7 protein-coding genes, 2 tRNA genes, 2 rRNA genes, 3 pseudogenes and 1 riboswitch (1 of these 15 cut by a window edge) are annotated in these 15,749 nt (G+C 61.4%); of the genes and pseudogenes, 9 read left to right on the top strand and 5 right to left on the bottom strand.

Annotated features, from left to right (window positions below; genetic code table 11):
• Positions 1–90 precede the first annotated feature (90 nt).
• A riboswitch (SAM riboswitch) is annotated at positions 91–170 on the top strand.
• A gap of 90 nt (positions 171–260) precedes the next feature.
• The gene (gene metX / locus ACVWYI_RS36055; RefSeq protein WP_247339960.1) at positions 261–1,463 is read left to right on the top strand and encodes a homoserine O-acetyltransferase MetX; all 1,203 of its coding nucleotides are present in this window, start codon (positions 261–263) and stop codon (positions 1,461–1,463) included.
• 2 nt (positions 1,464–1,465) lie between these two features.
• A pseudogene (gene metW / locus ACVWYI_RS36050) lies at positions 1,466–2,129 on the top strand (methionine biosynthesis protein MetW).
• Positions 2,130–2,237: 108 nt separating this feature from the next.
• Here metW and ACVWYI_RS36045 read toward each other — a convergent pair.
• Complete coding sequence (locus ACVWYI_RS36045; protein ID WP_247339964.1) at positions 2,238–3,101, bottom strand: alpha/beta fold hydrolase; 864 nt, start codon at positions 3,099–3,101, stop codon at positions 2,238–2,240.
• 196 nt (positions 3,102–3,297) lie between these two features.
• On the opposite strand from ACVWYI_RS36045, the gene ACVWYI_RS36040 reads away from it, so the two are divergent.
• Positions 3,298–4,038, top strand: coding sequence for a TIGR02594 family protein (locus ACVWYI_RS36040; protein WP_247339966.1), 741 nt, complete (start codon positions 3,298–3,300; stop codon positions 4,036–4,038).
• A gap of 120 nt (positions 4,039–4,158) precedes the next feature.
• Here ACVWYI_RS36040 and ACVWYI_RS36035 read toward each other — a convergent pair whose 3' ends face one another.
• Positions 4,159–4,944: an MOSC domain-containing protein gene (locus ACVWYI_RS36035; protein WP_247339968.1), complete on the bottom strand. Its 786-nt coding sequence runs from the start codon at positions 4,942–4,944 to the stop codon at positions 4,159–4,161.
• A gap of 258 nt (positions 4,945–5,202) precedes the next feature.
• On the opposite strand from ACVWYI_RS36035, the pseudogene clpB reads away from it, so the two are divergent.
• Positions 5,203–7,855 (top strand): annotated as a pseudogene (gene clpB / locus ACVWYI_RS36030) (ATP-dependent chaperone ClpB).
• Positions 7,856–7,939: 84 nt separating this feature from the next.
• On the opposite strand, the gene ACVWYI_RS36025 reads toward clpB, so the two are convergent.
• Positions 7,940–8,269, bottom strand: a complete 330-nt coding sequence (locus ACVWYI_RS36025) for a hypothetical protein (protein ID WP_456664389.1) — start codon at positions 8,267–8,269, stop codon at positions 7,940–7,942.
• A 220-nt stretch (positions 8,270–8,489) separates the two neighbouring features.
• On the opposite strand from ACVWYI_RS36025, the gene ACVWYI_RS36020 reads away from it, so the two are divergent.
• The gene (locus tag ACVWYI_RS36020; protein ID WP_247339972.1) at positions 8,490–8,900 is read left to right on the top strand and encodes a hypothetical protein; all 411 of its coding nucleotides are present in this window, start codon (positions 8,490–8,492) and stop codon (positions 8,898–8,900) included.
• Between the two features lie 49 nt (positions 8,901–8,949).
• Here the strand turns inward: ACVWYI_RS36020 and ACVWYI_RS36015 are convergent, their stop codons facing one another.
• Both ACVWYI_RS36015 and ACVWYI_RS36010 read right to left on the bottom strand, forming a co-directional pair.
• A complete protein-coding gene (locus ACVWYI_RS36015) occupies positions 8,950–9,312 on the bottom strand; it encodes an SPW repeat protein (protein WP_354050657.1) in 363 nt (120 codons plus the stop codon).
• A gap of 167 nt (positions 9,313–9,479) precedes the next feature.
• Positions 9,480–11,539 (bottom strand): annotated as a pseudogene (locus ACVWYI_RS36010) (M23 family metallopeptidase).
• Between the two features lie 979 nt (positions 11,540–12,518).
• On the opposite strand from ACVWYI_RS36010, the gene ACVWYI_RS36005 reads away from it, so the two are divergent.
• The 4 genes from ACVWYI_RS36005 to ACVWYI_RS35990 all read left to right on the top strand — a co-directional run.
• Positions 12,519–14,010 (top strand): 16S ribosomal RNA (locus tag ACVWYI_RS36005).
• A 192-nt stretch (positions 14,011–14,202) separates the two neighbouring features.
• Positions 14,203–14,279 (top strand) — tRNA-Ile (locus ACVWYI_RS36000).
• A gap of 33 nt (positions 14,280–14,312) precedes the next feature.
• Positions 14,313–14,388, top strand: a tRNA-Ala gene (locus ACVWYI_RS35995).
• 401 nt (positions 14,389–14,789) lie between these two features.
• A 23S ribosomal RNA gene (locus tag ACVWYI_RS35990) occupies positions 14,790–15,749 on the top strand (it continues 1,913 nt past the right edge of the window).
• Together the 16S and 23S rRNA genes with 2 tRNA genes alongside form the textbook arrangement of a ribosomal RNA operon.

Genomic DNA, 15,749 nt, shown 5'->3' with positions numbered 1-15,749 from the left:
GAAATGGGACCCGTTCCGCCGATGGCGCGACAGGCGAATTTGGTTGATCCGGGCCGCGACTTGACGAAAACCGTCCAAGACGGTAGCTTTTACGCGTTCCGTGGTCATTTGAGCCGGCCGGCTTGCAGCCACGTTAAAAAACTCGCTAAACAGGCCGGGGACCCTTTCGATCCCGGCCGAACCTATCGTTCAGGCCGGGTTTTTTATGGCCTGATGTCAATGCGGTCACCACTACGATCGCAAACGAGGTCGATGGTCAGATGGTTGGCGTCCAGTCAATTCCGAGTCCCGCGATCACTGCCGACGAGCGGTCGCACGAGGTGGATCATCCGAGCTCGCAGGTCGCGCAGTTCGGCACGGAGCAGCCGCTGCGGCTCGATTGCGGTGTCGATCTCAGCCCATTCCAGATCGCCTATCAAACCTATGGCGTGCTCAATGCCGATCGCTCCAACGCTGTTCTGCTCTGCCATGCGCTGACCGGCGACCAGCATGTTGCCAACGTGCATCCCGTCACCGGCAAACCCGGCTGGTGGGACACCTTGGTCGGCCCCGGCCGACCGATCGATCCTCAACACTACTTCATCATCTGCTCCAACGTGATCGGCGGCTGCATGGGCTCGACCGGTCCGGCTTCGATCAATCCCGCGACCGGCAAGGTCTGGGGCCTCGATTTTCCTGTCATCACCATCCCCGACATGGTGCGCGCGCAGGCCATGCTGATTGACCGGCTCGGCATCGACACGTTGTTCGCGGTGGTCGGCGGCTCGATGGGTGGCATGCAAGTGCTGCAATGGACCGCGGCATATCCGAGCCGCGTGTTCTCCGCGCTGGCGATTGCCTGCTCGACGCGGCACTCGGCGCAGAACATCGCGTTCCACGAGCTTGGCCGGCAGGCCGTGATGGCCGATCCCGATTGGCACAGTGGCGGCTATGCCGAGCACGGCCTCCATCCGCATCGCGGCCTCGCTGTGGCGCGGATGGCGGCGCACATCACCTATCTCTCGGACGCCGCGCTGCATCGCAAATTCGGTCGGCGCATGCAGGACCGCGAACTGCCGACCTTCTCGTTCGATGCCGACTTCCAGGTCGAGTCCTATCTGCGTTACCAGGGCTCGTCCTTCGTCGAGCGCTTCGACGCCAATTCCTATCTTTATCTGACGCGGGCGATGGATTATTTCGACATCGCCGGCGACCATGGCGGCGTGCTGGCGAAGGCGTTCGCGGCAATCCAGACTCGCTTCTGCGTGGTCTCCTTCACCAGCGACTGGCTGTTCCCGACCTCGGAATCGCGCGCGCTGGTACATGCGCTGAACGCATCGAGCGCGCGGGTGTCGTTCGCCGAGATCGAGACCGATCGCGGCCACGACGCCTTCTTGCTCGACGTGCCCGAATTCCTTGATATCTCCCGCGCCTTCCTGCAATCGGCAGGCAAGGCCCGCGGACTCACCCTCAGGGACGGATAGCCATGTCTGTACAGGAAGCGTTGCCGCTGGGGGGCCTTGCCACCGGGCAATCCGGTCAGTTTCGCGCCGACCATCTGCTGGTCGCGGAGATGGTCAAGCCGGGCTCGAAGGTGCTCGACGTCGGTTGCGGCGAGGGTGACCTGCTGCAACTGCTGGAGACCCGCGGCATCGACGGCCGCGGCATCGAGCTGTCGCGCGAGGGCGTCAACCGCTGCGTCGCCAAGGGGCTCGCGGTGGTGCAGGGCGATGCCGACACCGACCTCATCAATTATCCCGACGACGCCTTCGACTACGTGATCCTGTCGCAGACGCTGCAGGCGACGCGGCAGCCCAAGGTCGTGCTGGAGAACCTCCTGCGCATCGGCCGCCGCGCCATCGTGTCGTTCCCGAATTTCGGCTTCTGGAAGATGCGGCTCCAGCTCCTGATTGGAGGCCACATGCCGCGCACGGAAAATCTGCCCGCAAGCTGGTATGACACCGCCAACATTCATTTCTGCACCATCAAGGATTTCGTCGAGCTCTGCGACGCGATCGACGTCAAGATGGAACGTGCCGAGGCGCTCGACCTCTACGGCCGCCCACTGCGGCTGCGGATGCCGTGGTGGGGTGTGGAATCTGTTCGGCGAGCAGGGCGTGTTTCTGCTGACGCGGGGCGGCAGGAAGTAGTTTTCGTCATTGCGAGCGTAGCGAAGCAATCCAGGGTCTTCCCGCGGAGGGATTCTGGATTGCTTCGCCTGCGCTCGCAATGACGGAGCGTGTGGTGACGCCCTTGCTCTAATGCGCGGCCAGCGACCTCGGATCGCGCGCCGGCCATCTTCCGGTTTCCACCAGCGTGAGGAACCGTTCCACCGTTTCGTTGAACAGCGCCGGCTCTTCGAGATTGAGCACGTGGCCGGACTTCGGAAACATCGCGAGCCCTGCCGCAGGCAGATGCTTCTTCAGGAACAGGCTCGGCGCGATGCATGGATCGTCCTCGTCGCCGCAGATGATGAGTGCCGGAGTCGCGGCGCCTCTGATCGCGTCCGTCATCGCAAAGATCGAGGGGCGGCCGCCCTGGAAGCCGCGCATCGTGCGCGCCGATCCCTTGGCGTCGTGGCGTGCCAGTGCGGCGTAGAAATCGGCGTGGCCGCGCGGGTCCTTCACCAAGAAGGGAATCCGGCTCGGCGCTTCGCGCGTGACTTTTGCGACTTCCGCGGAGCCGAGCGTCTCGAATTGCTCCGCGTTGGCGCGGCACTGCTTGCGCCAGGCGTCGAGGTTCTCGACCTCCGAGCCGGAGCCGACGCCGGCGAGCGTCATCGATAGCGCGCGCTGCGGTGCGTTCAGCCCGATCTGGAGCGACGAATAGGCGCCCATCGACAGTCCCACGAGGTGCGCGCGTTCGATCTTGAGATGATCGAGCACCGCGAGCGCATCGGTGTAGAAATGCATGTAGCTGTAGACTTCGCCATCAGGTACGTCCGATGGCGTGTAGCCTCGCGCCGAATAGGTGATGCAGCGATGGCCGCGCGAGAAGTAGCGCATCTGCGGCTCCCAATTGGTGTAGTCGGCCGCGAATTCGTGCAGAAAAATAATCGGCGTGCCCGCGCCTGCTTCTTCGAAATAGAGACGGTGGTTGTCCTTCGTGAGGGCGTACGGCATCCGGTTTCTCCCTGAGGTGGCTGCGGCATTGGAATGCCGCTCTGCGGTCAGCGCATGCACCCTAACACTCGTTAATCATCGTCCAAAATCTTCGCGACCCCGTCTTGTTCTCGCCACATCGGGATACTGATACAGCCGGCGGATGTCGGCCACCGCACAGGCCGATTGGGAAGTGGGGGTGTCAAAAGGATGAAGAATGTTCGAGTTGTTTGCGTCTCGCCTGTCGCGTTGTGTCGTCGCGCTGGCTGTTTTCTTCGCGGCGGTCGCCGCGTTCTCCTCTCCGGCGTCAGCACGGTCTCATCGTCATAGCGCAGAGCGGCACGCTTACGCGCATCACGCCAGCAGACATCATCATTATCGGCATCATGCACGCAGTTCGCGCTTCGAGCGCGGCGCGGCGCAATTGCAGGCGAGCGGCTTCGGCAACGCCTTCGCCAGCTATGATCCGAACGCCAACAGCGGCGGCATTGCCATGAGCGGTGGCGGTGGAACGACCCCGCGCGTTAGCCGTCGGATGGCCATGAGCCGTAGCGGTGGAGTGGCCGCGAGCGGCGAAGGCGTGGCGATGAGCAGCGGCGGCTTCAGCGGCGGGTCGGGCCTCGTGTCCGAGGCACGCCGCTATGTCGGCGGCAATCCGACCGGCCGCGGCAGCCTGTGGTGCGCGCGTTTCATGAACATGGTGCTCGAGCATACTGGCCATCGCGGCACGGGCTCCGACATGGCGAGTTCGTTTGCGCGCTATGGCACGCGCGTCTCGGGCCCGCAGGTCGGCGCCATCGCGGTCATGTCGCGCGGTCGCGGCGGCGGCCATGTCGGCATCATCACCGGCGTCGATGCGCAGGGAAATCCGATCATGATCTCCGGCAACAACGGCAACCGCGTCCGCGAAGCGCCGATCTCGCGCGGCCGGATCTATGCCTATGTGATGCCGAACTGAGGTTCTGCCCCGTCATTGCGAGGAGCAAAGCGACGAAGCAATCCAGACTGCCTCAACAGATAGATATTTGGATTGCTTCGCTGCGCTCGCAATGACGGAGTACGTGGAGCCGGCGCCGCGTCACACCAGCTTCGGCTCTTCCACCGCGATCTGATCGCCGACGCCGATCTCGCCGTCGGCGATCACCTCGGCATAGATGCCGCAGTCCATGTGGCCGAGATTGCTTGAGAGCGTGGCCGGGATTTCGAGATCGCGCCTTGCGGTATCAGGGTCGACATTGGTGGCCGGGCAGCGCTTGATGCGCTTGACCACTTCCAGCCGGGCCCGCCCGATCGCGAGCGTCTGGCCGACGAGGTCGAGCTCGGACCAGGCCGGCCAGCCCTTCGCGTAGAGATTGGCGCGGAAACGCAGAGGGTGGACCGCGGCGCCGAGCATAGTCTCGAGCGCGCGGACGCTGTCGAGATTGATGATGGACACGACCTTGCGAGCGACGTCGGAAAAGCTGTGGTCGCGGCCGGACAGAACCTTGGGCGGGCCCTTCAACTCCGGTTGAAAGTTCTCGCTGAAATAGCCCTCGATGGCGGCGCGCCCGGCCGCGGTCTCGAGATCGCCGCTGGCGACGATTTGGCCGTCCTTGCGGATAGTCAGGCGGTTGGTCGCGTCCTCGAAACGGCTGTCGAGGGAAGCCAGCCGCTCATTGCGCGCCAGCATCAGGAACTGGATTTTCGGCTTCCATTGGGGCGCATCAGGGTCGAACCCGCTCGGGCCGTTCTCGATGGCGTAGCGGCGGTCGGCGGGCAGGGTCTGGCCGGATCGCAGTGAGATCCGGGGCAGGGACTCCGGCGTCAGGCCTTTAATCGGATAACGGTAGAGGCCGGTGATCTCGGCGATCTGGTTGGCTGTCATTGCGCTAGCTGTCATGCCGCTACTTAGGGGATTCGACCCACCGGTGCCAAGCTGGCAGATCCGCGCACGAAATTGTGAACTCGCCTCTTCCGGTCCAAGGGCACGCTTCCCACATCTGGGTCAATGGCCGGCGCCAGCGCCGGCTGATAACGACCGTTACCGGTTGAGAAACGTCAATGCGGTCATCGGAAACCCAATGAAGATGCCGTTTGGAGTGCCTTAGAGGGCTCCTGGGGCAGGCCGAGGGAAAGAAGATAAATGAACATCGACAAATATACCGAACGCTCCAGGGGCTTCGTCCAGTCCGCGCAATCGCTTGCGGTGCGCGAAGGGCACCAGCAGTTTTCGACCCTGCACCTGCTGAAGGTGCTGCTGGACGACAATGAAGGCCTCGCTGCCGGCCTGATCGACCGTGCCGGCGGCAATTCCCGCGCAATTCTGAGGGCGACCGAGGACGCTCTTAACAAGGTGCCGAAGGTCTCTGGCGGCGGCGCCGGCCAGATCTATCTGGCGCCCGAGCTCGCCCGCACCTTCGACGCCGCCGAAAAGGCCGGCGAGAAGGCCGGCGACAGCTTTGTCACCGTCGAGCGGCTGCTGCTTGGCCTCGCGCTGGAGAAGACCAGCGAGGCCGGCGCGATCCTCGCCAAGGGCGGCGTCACTCCGCAAAACCTCAATGCGGCGATCGAGGCGCTGCGCAAGGGCCGGACCGCGGATTCCGCGACCGCCGAGAACGCCTATGACGCGCTGAAGAAATATGCGCGCGACCTGACCCAGGCGGCGCGCGACGGCAAGCTCGATCCGGTCATCGGCCGCGACGAGGAGATCCGCCGTACGATCCAGGTGCTGTCGCGCCGGACCAAGAACAATCCCGTTCTGATCGGCGAGCCCGGCGTCGGCAAAACCGCCATCGCCGAGGGCCTGGCGCTGCGCATTGTCAATGGCGATGTGCCGGAGAGCCTGAAGGACAAGAAGCTGCTGTCGCTGGACCTCGGTTCGCTGATCGCCGGCGCGAAATATCGCGGCGAGTTCGAGGAGCGGTTGAAGGCCGTGCTTCAGGAGGTGACCGCGAGCGACGGCAATTTCGTCCTGTTCATTGACGAGATGCACACGCTGATTGGCGCGGGCAAGGGCGATGGCGCGATGGACGCATCGAACCTGCTCAAGCCCGCGCTTGCGCGCGGCGAGCTGCATTGCATCGGCGCGACCACGCTTGACGAGTATCGCAAGCATGTCGAGAAGGATGCGGCACTGGCGCGGCGCTTCCAGCCGATCTTCGTCAGCGAGCCCACGGTCGAGGATACGATCTCGATCCTGCGCGGGCTGAAGGACAAATACGAGCAGCACCATGGCGTGCGGATCGCCGATTCCGCACTCGTGGCGGCGACGACGCTGTCCAACCGCTACATCACCGACCGCTTCCTCCCGGACAAGGCCATCGACCTCATGGACGAGGCGGCCGCGCGGCTGAAGATGCAGGTCGATTCCAAGCCGGAAGAGCTGGACTCGCTCGACCGCGAGATCATCCGGCTCAAGATCGAGCAGGAGGCGCTCAAGAAGGAAAGCGACCTCGGCTCCAAGTCCCGTCTCGAGACGCTCCAGAAGGAGCTGGCCGAGCTTGAGGAGAAATCTGCGTCGCTGACCGCACGCTGGAGCGCGGAGAAGAACAAGCTCTCCAACGCCCAGAAGCTGAAGGCTGAACTCGACAGCTTGCGTGTCGATCTCGCCGGCGCCCAGCGGCGCGGCGAATTCCAGCGCGCCGGCGAGCTGGCCTATGGCCGGATTCCGGAGCTCGAGAGGCAGCTTGCGGATATCGAGGCCAAGGAAAATACAACGCAGAGCTCCGGCGACATGATGGAGGAGGCTGTTACCGCCAATCATATCGCGCAGGTGGTCTCGCGCTGGACCGGCGTGCCCGTCGACAAGATGCTGGAAGGCGAAAAAGAAAAGCTCCTGAGGATGGAGGCGCAGCTCGGACAACGCGTCGTCGGGCAGGCTGAGGCCGTGCGTGCGGTCGCGACCGCCGTGCGCCGCTCGCGCGCAGGCCTTCAGGATCCGAACCGGCCGATGGGCTCGTTCATGTTCTTGGGTCCGACCGGCGTCGGCAAGACCGAGCTGACCAAGGCGCTCGCGGAGTATCTCTTCAACGACGAGACCGCGATGGTCCGCCTCGACATGTCCGAATACATGGAGAAGCATTCGGTGTCGCGGCTGATCGGCGCGCCGCCGGGCTATGTCGGCTACGACGAGGGCGGCGCACTCACCGAAGCGGTGCGGCGCCGGCCTTACCAGGTGGTGCTGTTCGACGAAGTCGAGAAGGCGCATCCGGATGTGTTCAACGTCCTGTTGCAGGTGCTCGACGACGGCCGCCTGACCGACGGCCAGGGCCGTACCGTCGATTTCCGCAACACGCTGATCGTCATGACCTCGAACCTCGGTTCGGAGTTTCTGGTGAATCAACCGGAGGGCGAGGATACCTCCGCCGTGCGTGAGCACGTGATGGCGACGGTGCGCGGACATTTCCGCCCCGAATTCCTCAACCGCGTCGACGAAATCATCCTGTTCCATCGTTTGCAGAAGAGCGAGATGGGCCGGATCGTCGAGATCCAGTTCGCGCGGCTCCAGAACCCTGTTGACCGATCGCAAGATCGTGTTGACGCTGGATGGCAAGGCGCGCGATTGGCTCGCGGAAAAGGGCTGGGATCCCGCCTATGGCGCCAGGCCGCTGAAGCGGGTGATCCAGCGCTACGTCCAGGATCCGCTCGCCGAGATGATCCTCGGCGGCGACGTCAGGGACGGCGATGCGGTTGCGATTTCATCGGCAGGCAACGTGCTGACCTTCAACGGCAAGGCGGCGCAGACTGCGGAAATCGCCCAGTTCGACGTGCCCGTGTCGAAGCGCAAGCTCAACTGAACCTAGCGCTCACCGCAAAATGAAAAACGTCCCGGAAGGCGATGCCTCTCCGGGGCGAAATGTTTGGTCAACTCGGTCGGCTTGCTAACTGACTGCGGGCGCAGAGCCGGGATCGGCCGGACCTTCCTCGTCGCCTTCTTGTTCAAGCTCCGAAAGGATATCCACGAGCTCGCGCACCCGGCCCTGCGCCAGTGGACGGAGGTCGTTGATCATGGGCTCGTCGTTGGCGAGCCATGCCTGGGCCTCGGCAAGCTCCTCGACTGTCGCGCCGGTTCCGATTATCTGTGCAATTGTGACGTCGTCAGCTCCGCTGACGGCCTTGATCACGTCGTCACGTGAGAGGCGCTGCATGGATTGTCCTCCTCTTGACTGAACAGGCAGGAAACCGCCACCAAAACCAATCATGGCGACCATTGGTTGGTTCCGCTAACAGAAGCATCTCGCCCGCTCTGGCTCGAGTTGGGGATATTTAATGAAACTGCTGCGACCGGGCCAGGTTGCCCCACATGGATCCGTCGGTTGGACGCACCAATCCGGCGTCGGAGTTGACCGACGTCGCGTCCGATAGTTCTTGTCGGCTGCTAAGGCACTTGCCATGGGTTCCCGGCGAATCCCGCAAATGTGGGGTATCGCCATGAACAAGGATCTTGTCTCTCGCAACCGACCGGCCTTCGACGAGCTTCATCCAAAGATCTATGGTGCCGCGGTCGTCCTTGTCGCCTGGTTCGCGCTGATGGCCTGGGTACTGTTCGATCGCAGCAGTGATGTCAGCCTGTTGCTTGCGTTTGTCAGCCTGTTGTTCCTGGTCGCGGCGGGCATTCCGTGGATATTGTCGCGGGTCTGGAGGCACCACGTGTCCGATGAGCCGCATCCACAGCAGCCCTCATTGCATGATTGGGAAGCCGGCGACTTCAAGGTTTGGGGTGCAACGCTTCACGGCACCGATGCCGCGATCGATGTCCTGCTGCCACTCATGGCCGTCTCGTTTGGTCTTACGGCGATCGGGATCGTCTTCGTGATCGTGCGCGCAACTGCGTTGCCGTAGCGCCGCTCCAATCGTGGCCCCGCCCGTGCGTGGGGCGGGGCGCAGTCTACTAGCGGCCTGCGGTCAGCCGCGGCGGGTTTTGTGACATGATCCAGAGCTCGATGGCGGCAAGCACGGCGACTGCGATGCCGACCACGACGTGGATCGTCATCGCCGTCTTGGTCCCCTCGAATCCGAGGACCCAAGGCGCAATGAGAGTCCACAGGCCGACGATCAGGTTCAGCCATTCTTCCCATACTGCGAAGGCGGCAAGCGCCGCGATGGCCAAAATTGCGATCACGATGCCCGCGATATGTGCGTTCTGGGAGGGCCTTCCGGCGTCGAAGCCGAAGATCCACGGCGAGAAGAACAGGAATGCACCGAGGATCAGGTTGGCGACGTCGCACAGCTTTGCGTTCGTCCAATTGTCCATAACATCCTCCATTCAGCCCCTGCCTAGTGGGAAACCAACCGGTTCGCGCCCCGGCCGGTTCCAACCAAATCGGATGCAGAACGCAAATCGGATGCAGAACGGAAGGTTCTGGAGCCGACGCCCGACGGGCGCCGGTGGGTTCTCTGACGATTGGCGACGACCGTGGGCTACCGGTTGGTGACCTGCAACGGCCCGCCCGTCGCGTCCGACATCCTCGCGATGGCGCCGGCGCGGCCGCTCATCATGCCGTCGAGCCGGTCGCGCTCCTTCTCGAAGCCGGCCAGCATCGGGCCTTCCAGCGAACGGCCGCGCGGCAACTTTACGCGCAGCGGATCGACGAAGCGGCCGTTGACGAGGATTTCGTAGTGGACGTGAGGGCCTGTCGACGCGCCGGTCGAACCGACGAAGCCGATCACCTGGCCCTGCCGCACCTTCTTGCCGGGCTCCATGCCCTTGGCGAAGGCCGACATGTGGCCGTAGGCGGTCTCGTAGCCGTTGTTATGCTTGATCCGGATGTACTTGCCGTAACCGCCCTCGGGGCCGGCCTTCTCGATCACGCCGTTGCCGGAGGCGAAGATCGGGGTTCCGTAAGAGGTGGCCCAGTCGACGCCGGTGTGCATCTTCACATAGCCGAGGATCGGGTGGCGGCGGCCGCCGAAGCCGGAGCGCATGATGGCGTTGTTGACGGGCTTGCGCACCAGGAATTTCTTCGCGCTCTTGCCGGTCTCGTCGTAGTAGTCGACGACGCCGTCGTCAGGGCTCTGGTAGCGGTAGTATTTCTTGGTCTCGCCACCGAGCGTGAGCGAAGCGAACAGCACGTCGTTCTTTTCGCTCGCGGTCACGCCCTCGTCTTCGCCGGCGTAGAACACGTCGAATGAATCGCCTGGCGCCACCTTGCGCTGGAAATCGACGTCGTAGGAGTAGATCTTGATCATGTCTTCGATGACGGGCATCGGCACTTTGTTGCGCATCGCGGTCTCGTAGATGCTCTGGTAGAGCCGCACGCCAGTGCCGTCATCGTCGTCATCGTCGTCGCTGTTGGCGTTGGCCCCAGCGTCGGCGACGGTGTTCATGCTGGAGACGTCGACCGCGACGTATTTGCCGAGATCGGACAGCGCCGCGATCGCCTCGACCATGGTCTCGTTGGCGATGACCACGCGGTAGGGTTGCAGACGGGCGCCAGGGCTTGCAGGCGCCATCAGGATGCGCAGCTTCTCGCCTTCCTTCAGGCCGCCGTCGCGGCCGCGGGGCCCGAGCGTCGCGGCAATCGCCTTGATCTCGTCGGCCGTGGCGCCGAGATCGCGCAGCACGCCAGCGACGCTGTCGCCCTTCTTGACCATGTGGACGCGTTCGCCGTTGGGATTGCCCCCGGTGATCTGCTCCTTGGTCTTCGGCAGCAGCGTGACGTTTTCCGGCACCACGCGCGTCTCGAAGCCGGCATAGGGATCGGACGGCGACACTTCGGTGGCGTAGGCGCTTCTGATGTCGGACGGGCCGGTCGCGCCGGAGACGTCGGCGGTGGCGAGCGTGGCGTAGCGCACCCCGCCATTGCCGCGCCAGTTGGCGGCATCGCGCACCCGCATCAGGATGTCGTCGAGCGCCACCACTGCGGAAATCTTGGCCTTCGGCAGCACCGGCGACAGGTCCTTGGTGACGAAGGAGACCTCGGCGTCGGGTTCGACCGCTTCCGGATTGTTGGGATCGTCGGATGCGGTCTTCGGATCGGAGCCGACATCGGTGAGAAGGCGCTGGGCGTTTTGAACGGCGGGATCTTCGCCGACAGGTCGCTCGTCGTCATCGACAGATTGCCGGCAATCCGGATGAAGGGGCGCACCCGCATCACGTCGCGGCTGCCGACGCGGGCGACGGTCGAGACGCGCACGATGTTGCGCGAGGCCGTGGATTCGTTGGGCGGTGGCAGGCGGTCGCTCTTGTGCAGCGTGGCGGCGCGGTCAGCCGCACCGAATGCGCCGCGCAGCGCGCCTTCGACCCGCTCCGGCACCTTGGCGAAGGTCATTTCGCCGTCGAGCGATGCGAAAACGGCGCCGCCGATCAGGGCTGCGCCGCAGAGTCCGGTCAAGATCGTCCCGCTGAACCATTGCACCGAGACACGGCGGCGATCGATGACCGCGGCTTCCGAACCATCAACGGACAGCGGCGGCTCGTGGCCGAGATCGATGATCCCGGTCTCACGCCCGTAAGCGCCGCGTGACGTCCTTTGGTTCAACCCAAATCCCCCAATCAACGACCCAAGAGCCGGTTTCGAGCCCCTTCTTACGCCGCCCTCTTCAGGGGCACCGCTCGAAAAGGGCAAGCCGCATAGGCGTCCGCGGTCAGAAGGCCCTGATGACGGGCCGGCCGAAACTACGAACAGCTAAGCGGAAAAAAGATCTCTCGATGTCTCGCGAACGTCTGAAGAAGGCCGCTTCATCCTATGATCGCCTTCCTCTGACCCCAAGCAAACCGCCGGCAGCCCCCACTGGCATTCCTGCGATTCAAGCTCTGTCTGTACCAGAACGCCGCGGGAATGTGGCTCAAGTACGGCGCCTAATATGGAAAAGTTTCCTGAACGACCCGGCGCGAGGGACCTGTCTGGAGGGGCGCTGCAGGCAGCCTCCAGAAGCCCCCGCAGGCCAAACTTTTTTTGGGTTTTTTCGCCGCGCCGATCCAAACCGTCCGCTCCACGCTTCTCTAACCGCATGGAATCACGCGGTTTTTTAGAACAATCCACCGTGCGACGATTTTCTGACAATGGTCGTTGACAACTCCGATGGGTGGGGCCTATAACCCGACCACTGAGCGCGGCGCCGCCGGGTCACTGACCAAGGCGAGCGAACGCGCCACTGATGCTCCTCACCTTGTTGAGTGACACAACAGTCGACGTAAGTCGATTGGAGTTCATTCATCGTCGGTAAGGGTGTCGGAACCCTTCCTCTCTGGAAGGTTGGGGCCACATCGGTCCCGGGCTGTTTGACAAGTGAAGATGAAGAAAGAGAAACGTGGACGGCGGAGTCCTTGCGGGTCTCGCATTTAAAGAGCTTCGGCTTTTTGGATCGGGACCGGACGAAAGACTTCGGCGGTACACGTTTTAAGGTTACACCATCGTTGCCAGCGATGTGAATCGCGGGCAGCTCATCGACTTCGGTCGATGAAAAATGGTGGGACCTCGTCAAAACGTTGTGATCAGCCGGTTCAAAGTTCAAGTCCAACTTGAGAGTTTGATCCTGGCTCAGAGCGAACGCTGGCGGCAGGCTTAACACATGCAAGTCGAGCGGGCGTAGCAATACGTCAGCGGCAGACGGGTGAGTAACGCGTGGGAACATACCTTTTGGTTCGGAACAACACAGGGAAACTTGTGCTAATACCGGATAAGCCCTTACGGGGAAAGATTTATCGCCGAAAGATTGGCCCGCGTCTGATTAGCTAGTTGGTGAGGTAATGGCTCACCAAGGCGACGATCAGTAGCTGGTCTGAGAGGATGATCAGCCACATTGGGACTGAGACACGGCCCAAACTCCTACGGGAGGCAGCAGTGGGGAATATTGGACAATGGGGGCAACCCTGATCCAGCCATGCCGCGTGAGTGATGAAGGCCCTAGGGTTGTAAAGCTCTTTTGTGCGGGAAGATAATGACGGTACCGCAAGAATAAGCCCCGGCTAACTTCGTGCCAGCAGCCGCGGTAATACGAAGGGGGCTAGCGTTGCTCGGAATCACTGGGCGTAAAGGGTGCGTAGGCGGGTCTTTAAGTCAGGGGTAGAAATCCTGGAGCTCAACTCCAGAACTGCCTTTGATACTGAGGATCTTGAGTTCGGGAGAGGTGAGTGGAACTGCGAGTGTAGAGGTGAAATTCGTAGATATTCGCAAGAACACCAGTGGCGAAGGCGGCTCACTGGCCCGATACTGACGCTGAGGCACGAAAGCGTGGGGAGCAAACAGGATTAGATACCCTGGTAGTCCACGCCGTAAACGATGAATGCCAGCCGTTAGTGGGTTTACTCACTAGTGGCGCAGCTAACGCTTTAAGCATTCCGCCTGGGGAGTACGGTCGCAAGATTAAAACTCAAAGGAATTGACGGGGGCCCGCACAAGCGGTGGAGCATGTGGTTTAATTCGACGCAACGCGCAGAACCTTACCAGCCCTTGACATGTCCAGGACCGGTCGCAGAGATGTGACCTTCTCTTCGGAGCCTGGAACACAGGTGCTGCATGGCTGTCGTCAGCTCGTGTCGTGAGATGTTGGGTTAAGTCCCGCAACGCGAGCGCAACCCCCGTCCTTAGTTGCTACCATTTAGTTGAGCACTCTAGGGAGACTGCCGGTGATAAGCCGCGAGGAAGGTGGGGATGACGTCAAGTCCTCATGGCCCTTACGGGCTGGGCTACACACGTGCTACAATGGCGGTGACAATGGGACGCTAAGGGGCAACCCTTCGCAAATCTCAAAAAGCCGTCTCAGTTCGGATTGGGCTCTGCAACTCGAGCCCATGAAGTTGGAATCGCTAGTAATCGTGGATCAGCACGCCACGGTGAATACGTTCCCGGGCCTTGTACACACCGCCCGTCACACCATGGGAGTTGGTTTTACCTGAAGACGGTGCGCTAACCAGCAATGGAGGCAGCCGGCCACGGTAGGGTCAGCGACTGGGGTGAAGTCGTAACAAGGTAGCCGTAGGGGAACCTGCGGCTGGATCACCTCCTTTCTAAGGATGATCCTTCAGCTTAGCTTCGGCTAACTATCGGATCGTTTTAGAAACATCAGTGGCCAACGGTCGTCAGGATCGTTGAGCTGCATTGGCGGGATTTCGCCGTCTTCGTTTCTCTTTCTTCGCGGACGAACACGCGCTGGGCCTGCATGGTTGCAGGATCCCGGTCCTTAACTGGATATGCGTTAGGGGCTTGTAGCTCAGTTGGTTAGAGCGCGCGCTTGATAAGCGTGAGGTCGGAAGTTCAAGTCTTCCCAGGCCCACCACACTCATCGAGTGAGCATTCGTCTTCTGGTTACGGGGCCATAGCTCAGCTGGGAGAGCGCGTGCTTTGCAAGCATGAGGTCGTCGGTTCGATCCCGTCTGGCTCCACCAGATGGTTTGATCACCGACAACTCAACCGTCGTCCGCGAAACATCACTTCGCACCCACTAGTCCGGATGGACAGTGACGTGCGTGATTTCTGACATCGTAAAGAGGAGATCGATCCGAGTTGGATCGTGCAGAAGATTTCTGCGCGGTACTCCATTATCTCCGGATCATTTCGGCGCTCGTGCGTCTTCCAGGGTAGCTCACAAGGCTGCATTGAAAGACAAGCGAGTTGTAAATGATCCTTTTAGCGAAGCTTGACCGCCTCGCTATCGGAACGATCTTACGAAGCAAGCTGGTCTTTCTAATCATTGTCCGGCTGTACGTAGCGTTCATCGAGGGCGCGCGCCGCAAGGCAATCGTACAGACAACATTCTGCCGAGTGTGTGGACATTGATAATGAGAGCAATCAAGTGCCTTAAGGGTGTTCGGTGGATGCCTTGGCGCTGAGAGGCGATGAAGGACGTGCTACGCTGCGATAAGCCGTGGGGAGCTGCGAAGAAGCTTTGATCCATGGATTTCCGAATGGGGAAACCCACCTTCGATAGCCGGAACTCCAAGACCTTTGTCGAAAGACATCGGTGTGGGGTTCGAACAGAAATGTGAGATGCCTAGACCTTTAGATTTCGATCGAAGAGGTTTTGGATTTCCGGTTATCAAGAGAAGGTATGAGACTTCTGAATACATAGGAGGTTTCAAGCAAACCCAGGGAACTGAAACATCTAAGTACCTGGAGGAAAGGACATCAACAGAGACTCCGTTAGTAGTGGCGAGCGAACGCGGACCAGGCCAGTGATACATCAAAGACAATCGGAACCAGTCAGGAAAGCTGGGCCTCAGAGGGTGATAGCCCCGTACGAGTAATGCGATGATGTATCCACGAGTAAGGCGGGACACGTGAAATCCTGTCTGAACGCGGGGGGACCACCCTCCAAGCCTAAGTACTCCTCAGCGACCGATAGTGAACCAGTACCGTGAGGGAAAGGTGAAAAGCACCCCGACGAGGGGAGTGAAATAGACCTGAAACCGGACACCTACAAACAGATGGAGCCCAAGATACGTTCTGGGTGACATCGTACCTTTTGTATTATGGGCCAGCGACTTAATTTAACGAGCAAGCTTAAGCCGATAGGCGAAGGCGTAGCGAAAGCGAGTCTGAATAGGGCGTCAAGTTCGTTGTATTAGACCCGAAACCTAGTGATCTAGCCATGAGCAGGTTGAAGGTGAGGTAACACTCACTGGAGGACCGAACGGGTGTCTGTTGAAAAAGACTCCGATGACTTGTGGTTAGGGGTGAAAGGCCAATCAAACTGGGAAATAGCTGGTTCTCCGCGAAAGATATTTAGGTATCGCCTCGGACGAATACC

It is taken from the genome of Bradyrhizobium sp. LB13.1 (assembly GCF_054056815.1).
The sequence above is the reverse complement of the archived record's forward strand: the minus strand, read 5'-3'. Positions and strand labels throughout refer to the sequence as shown.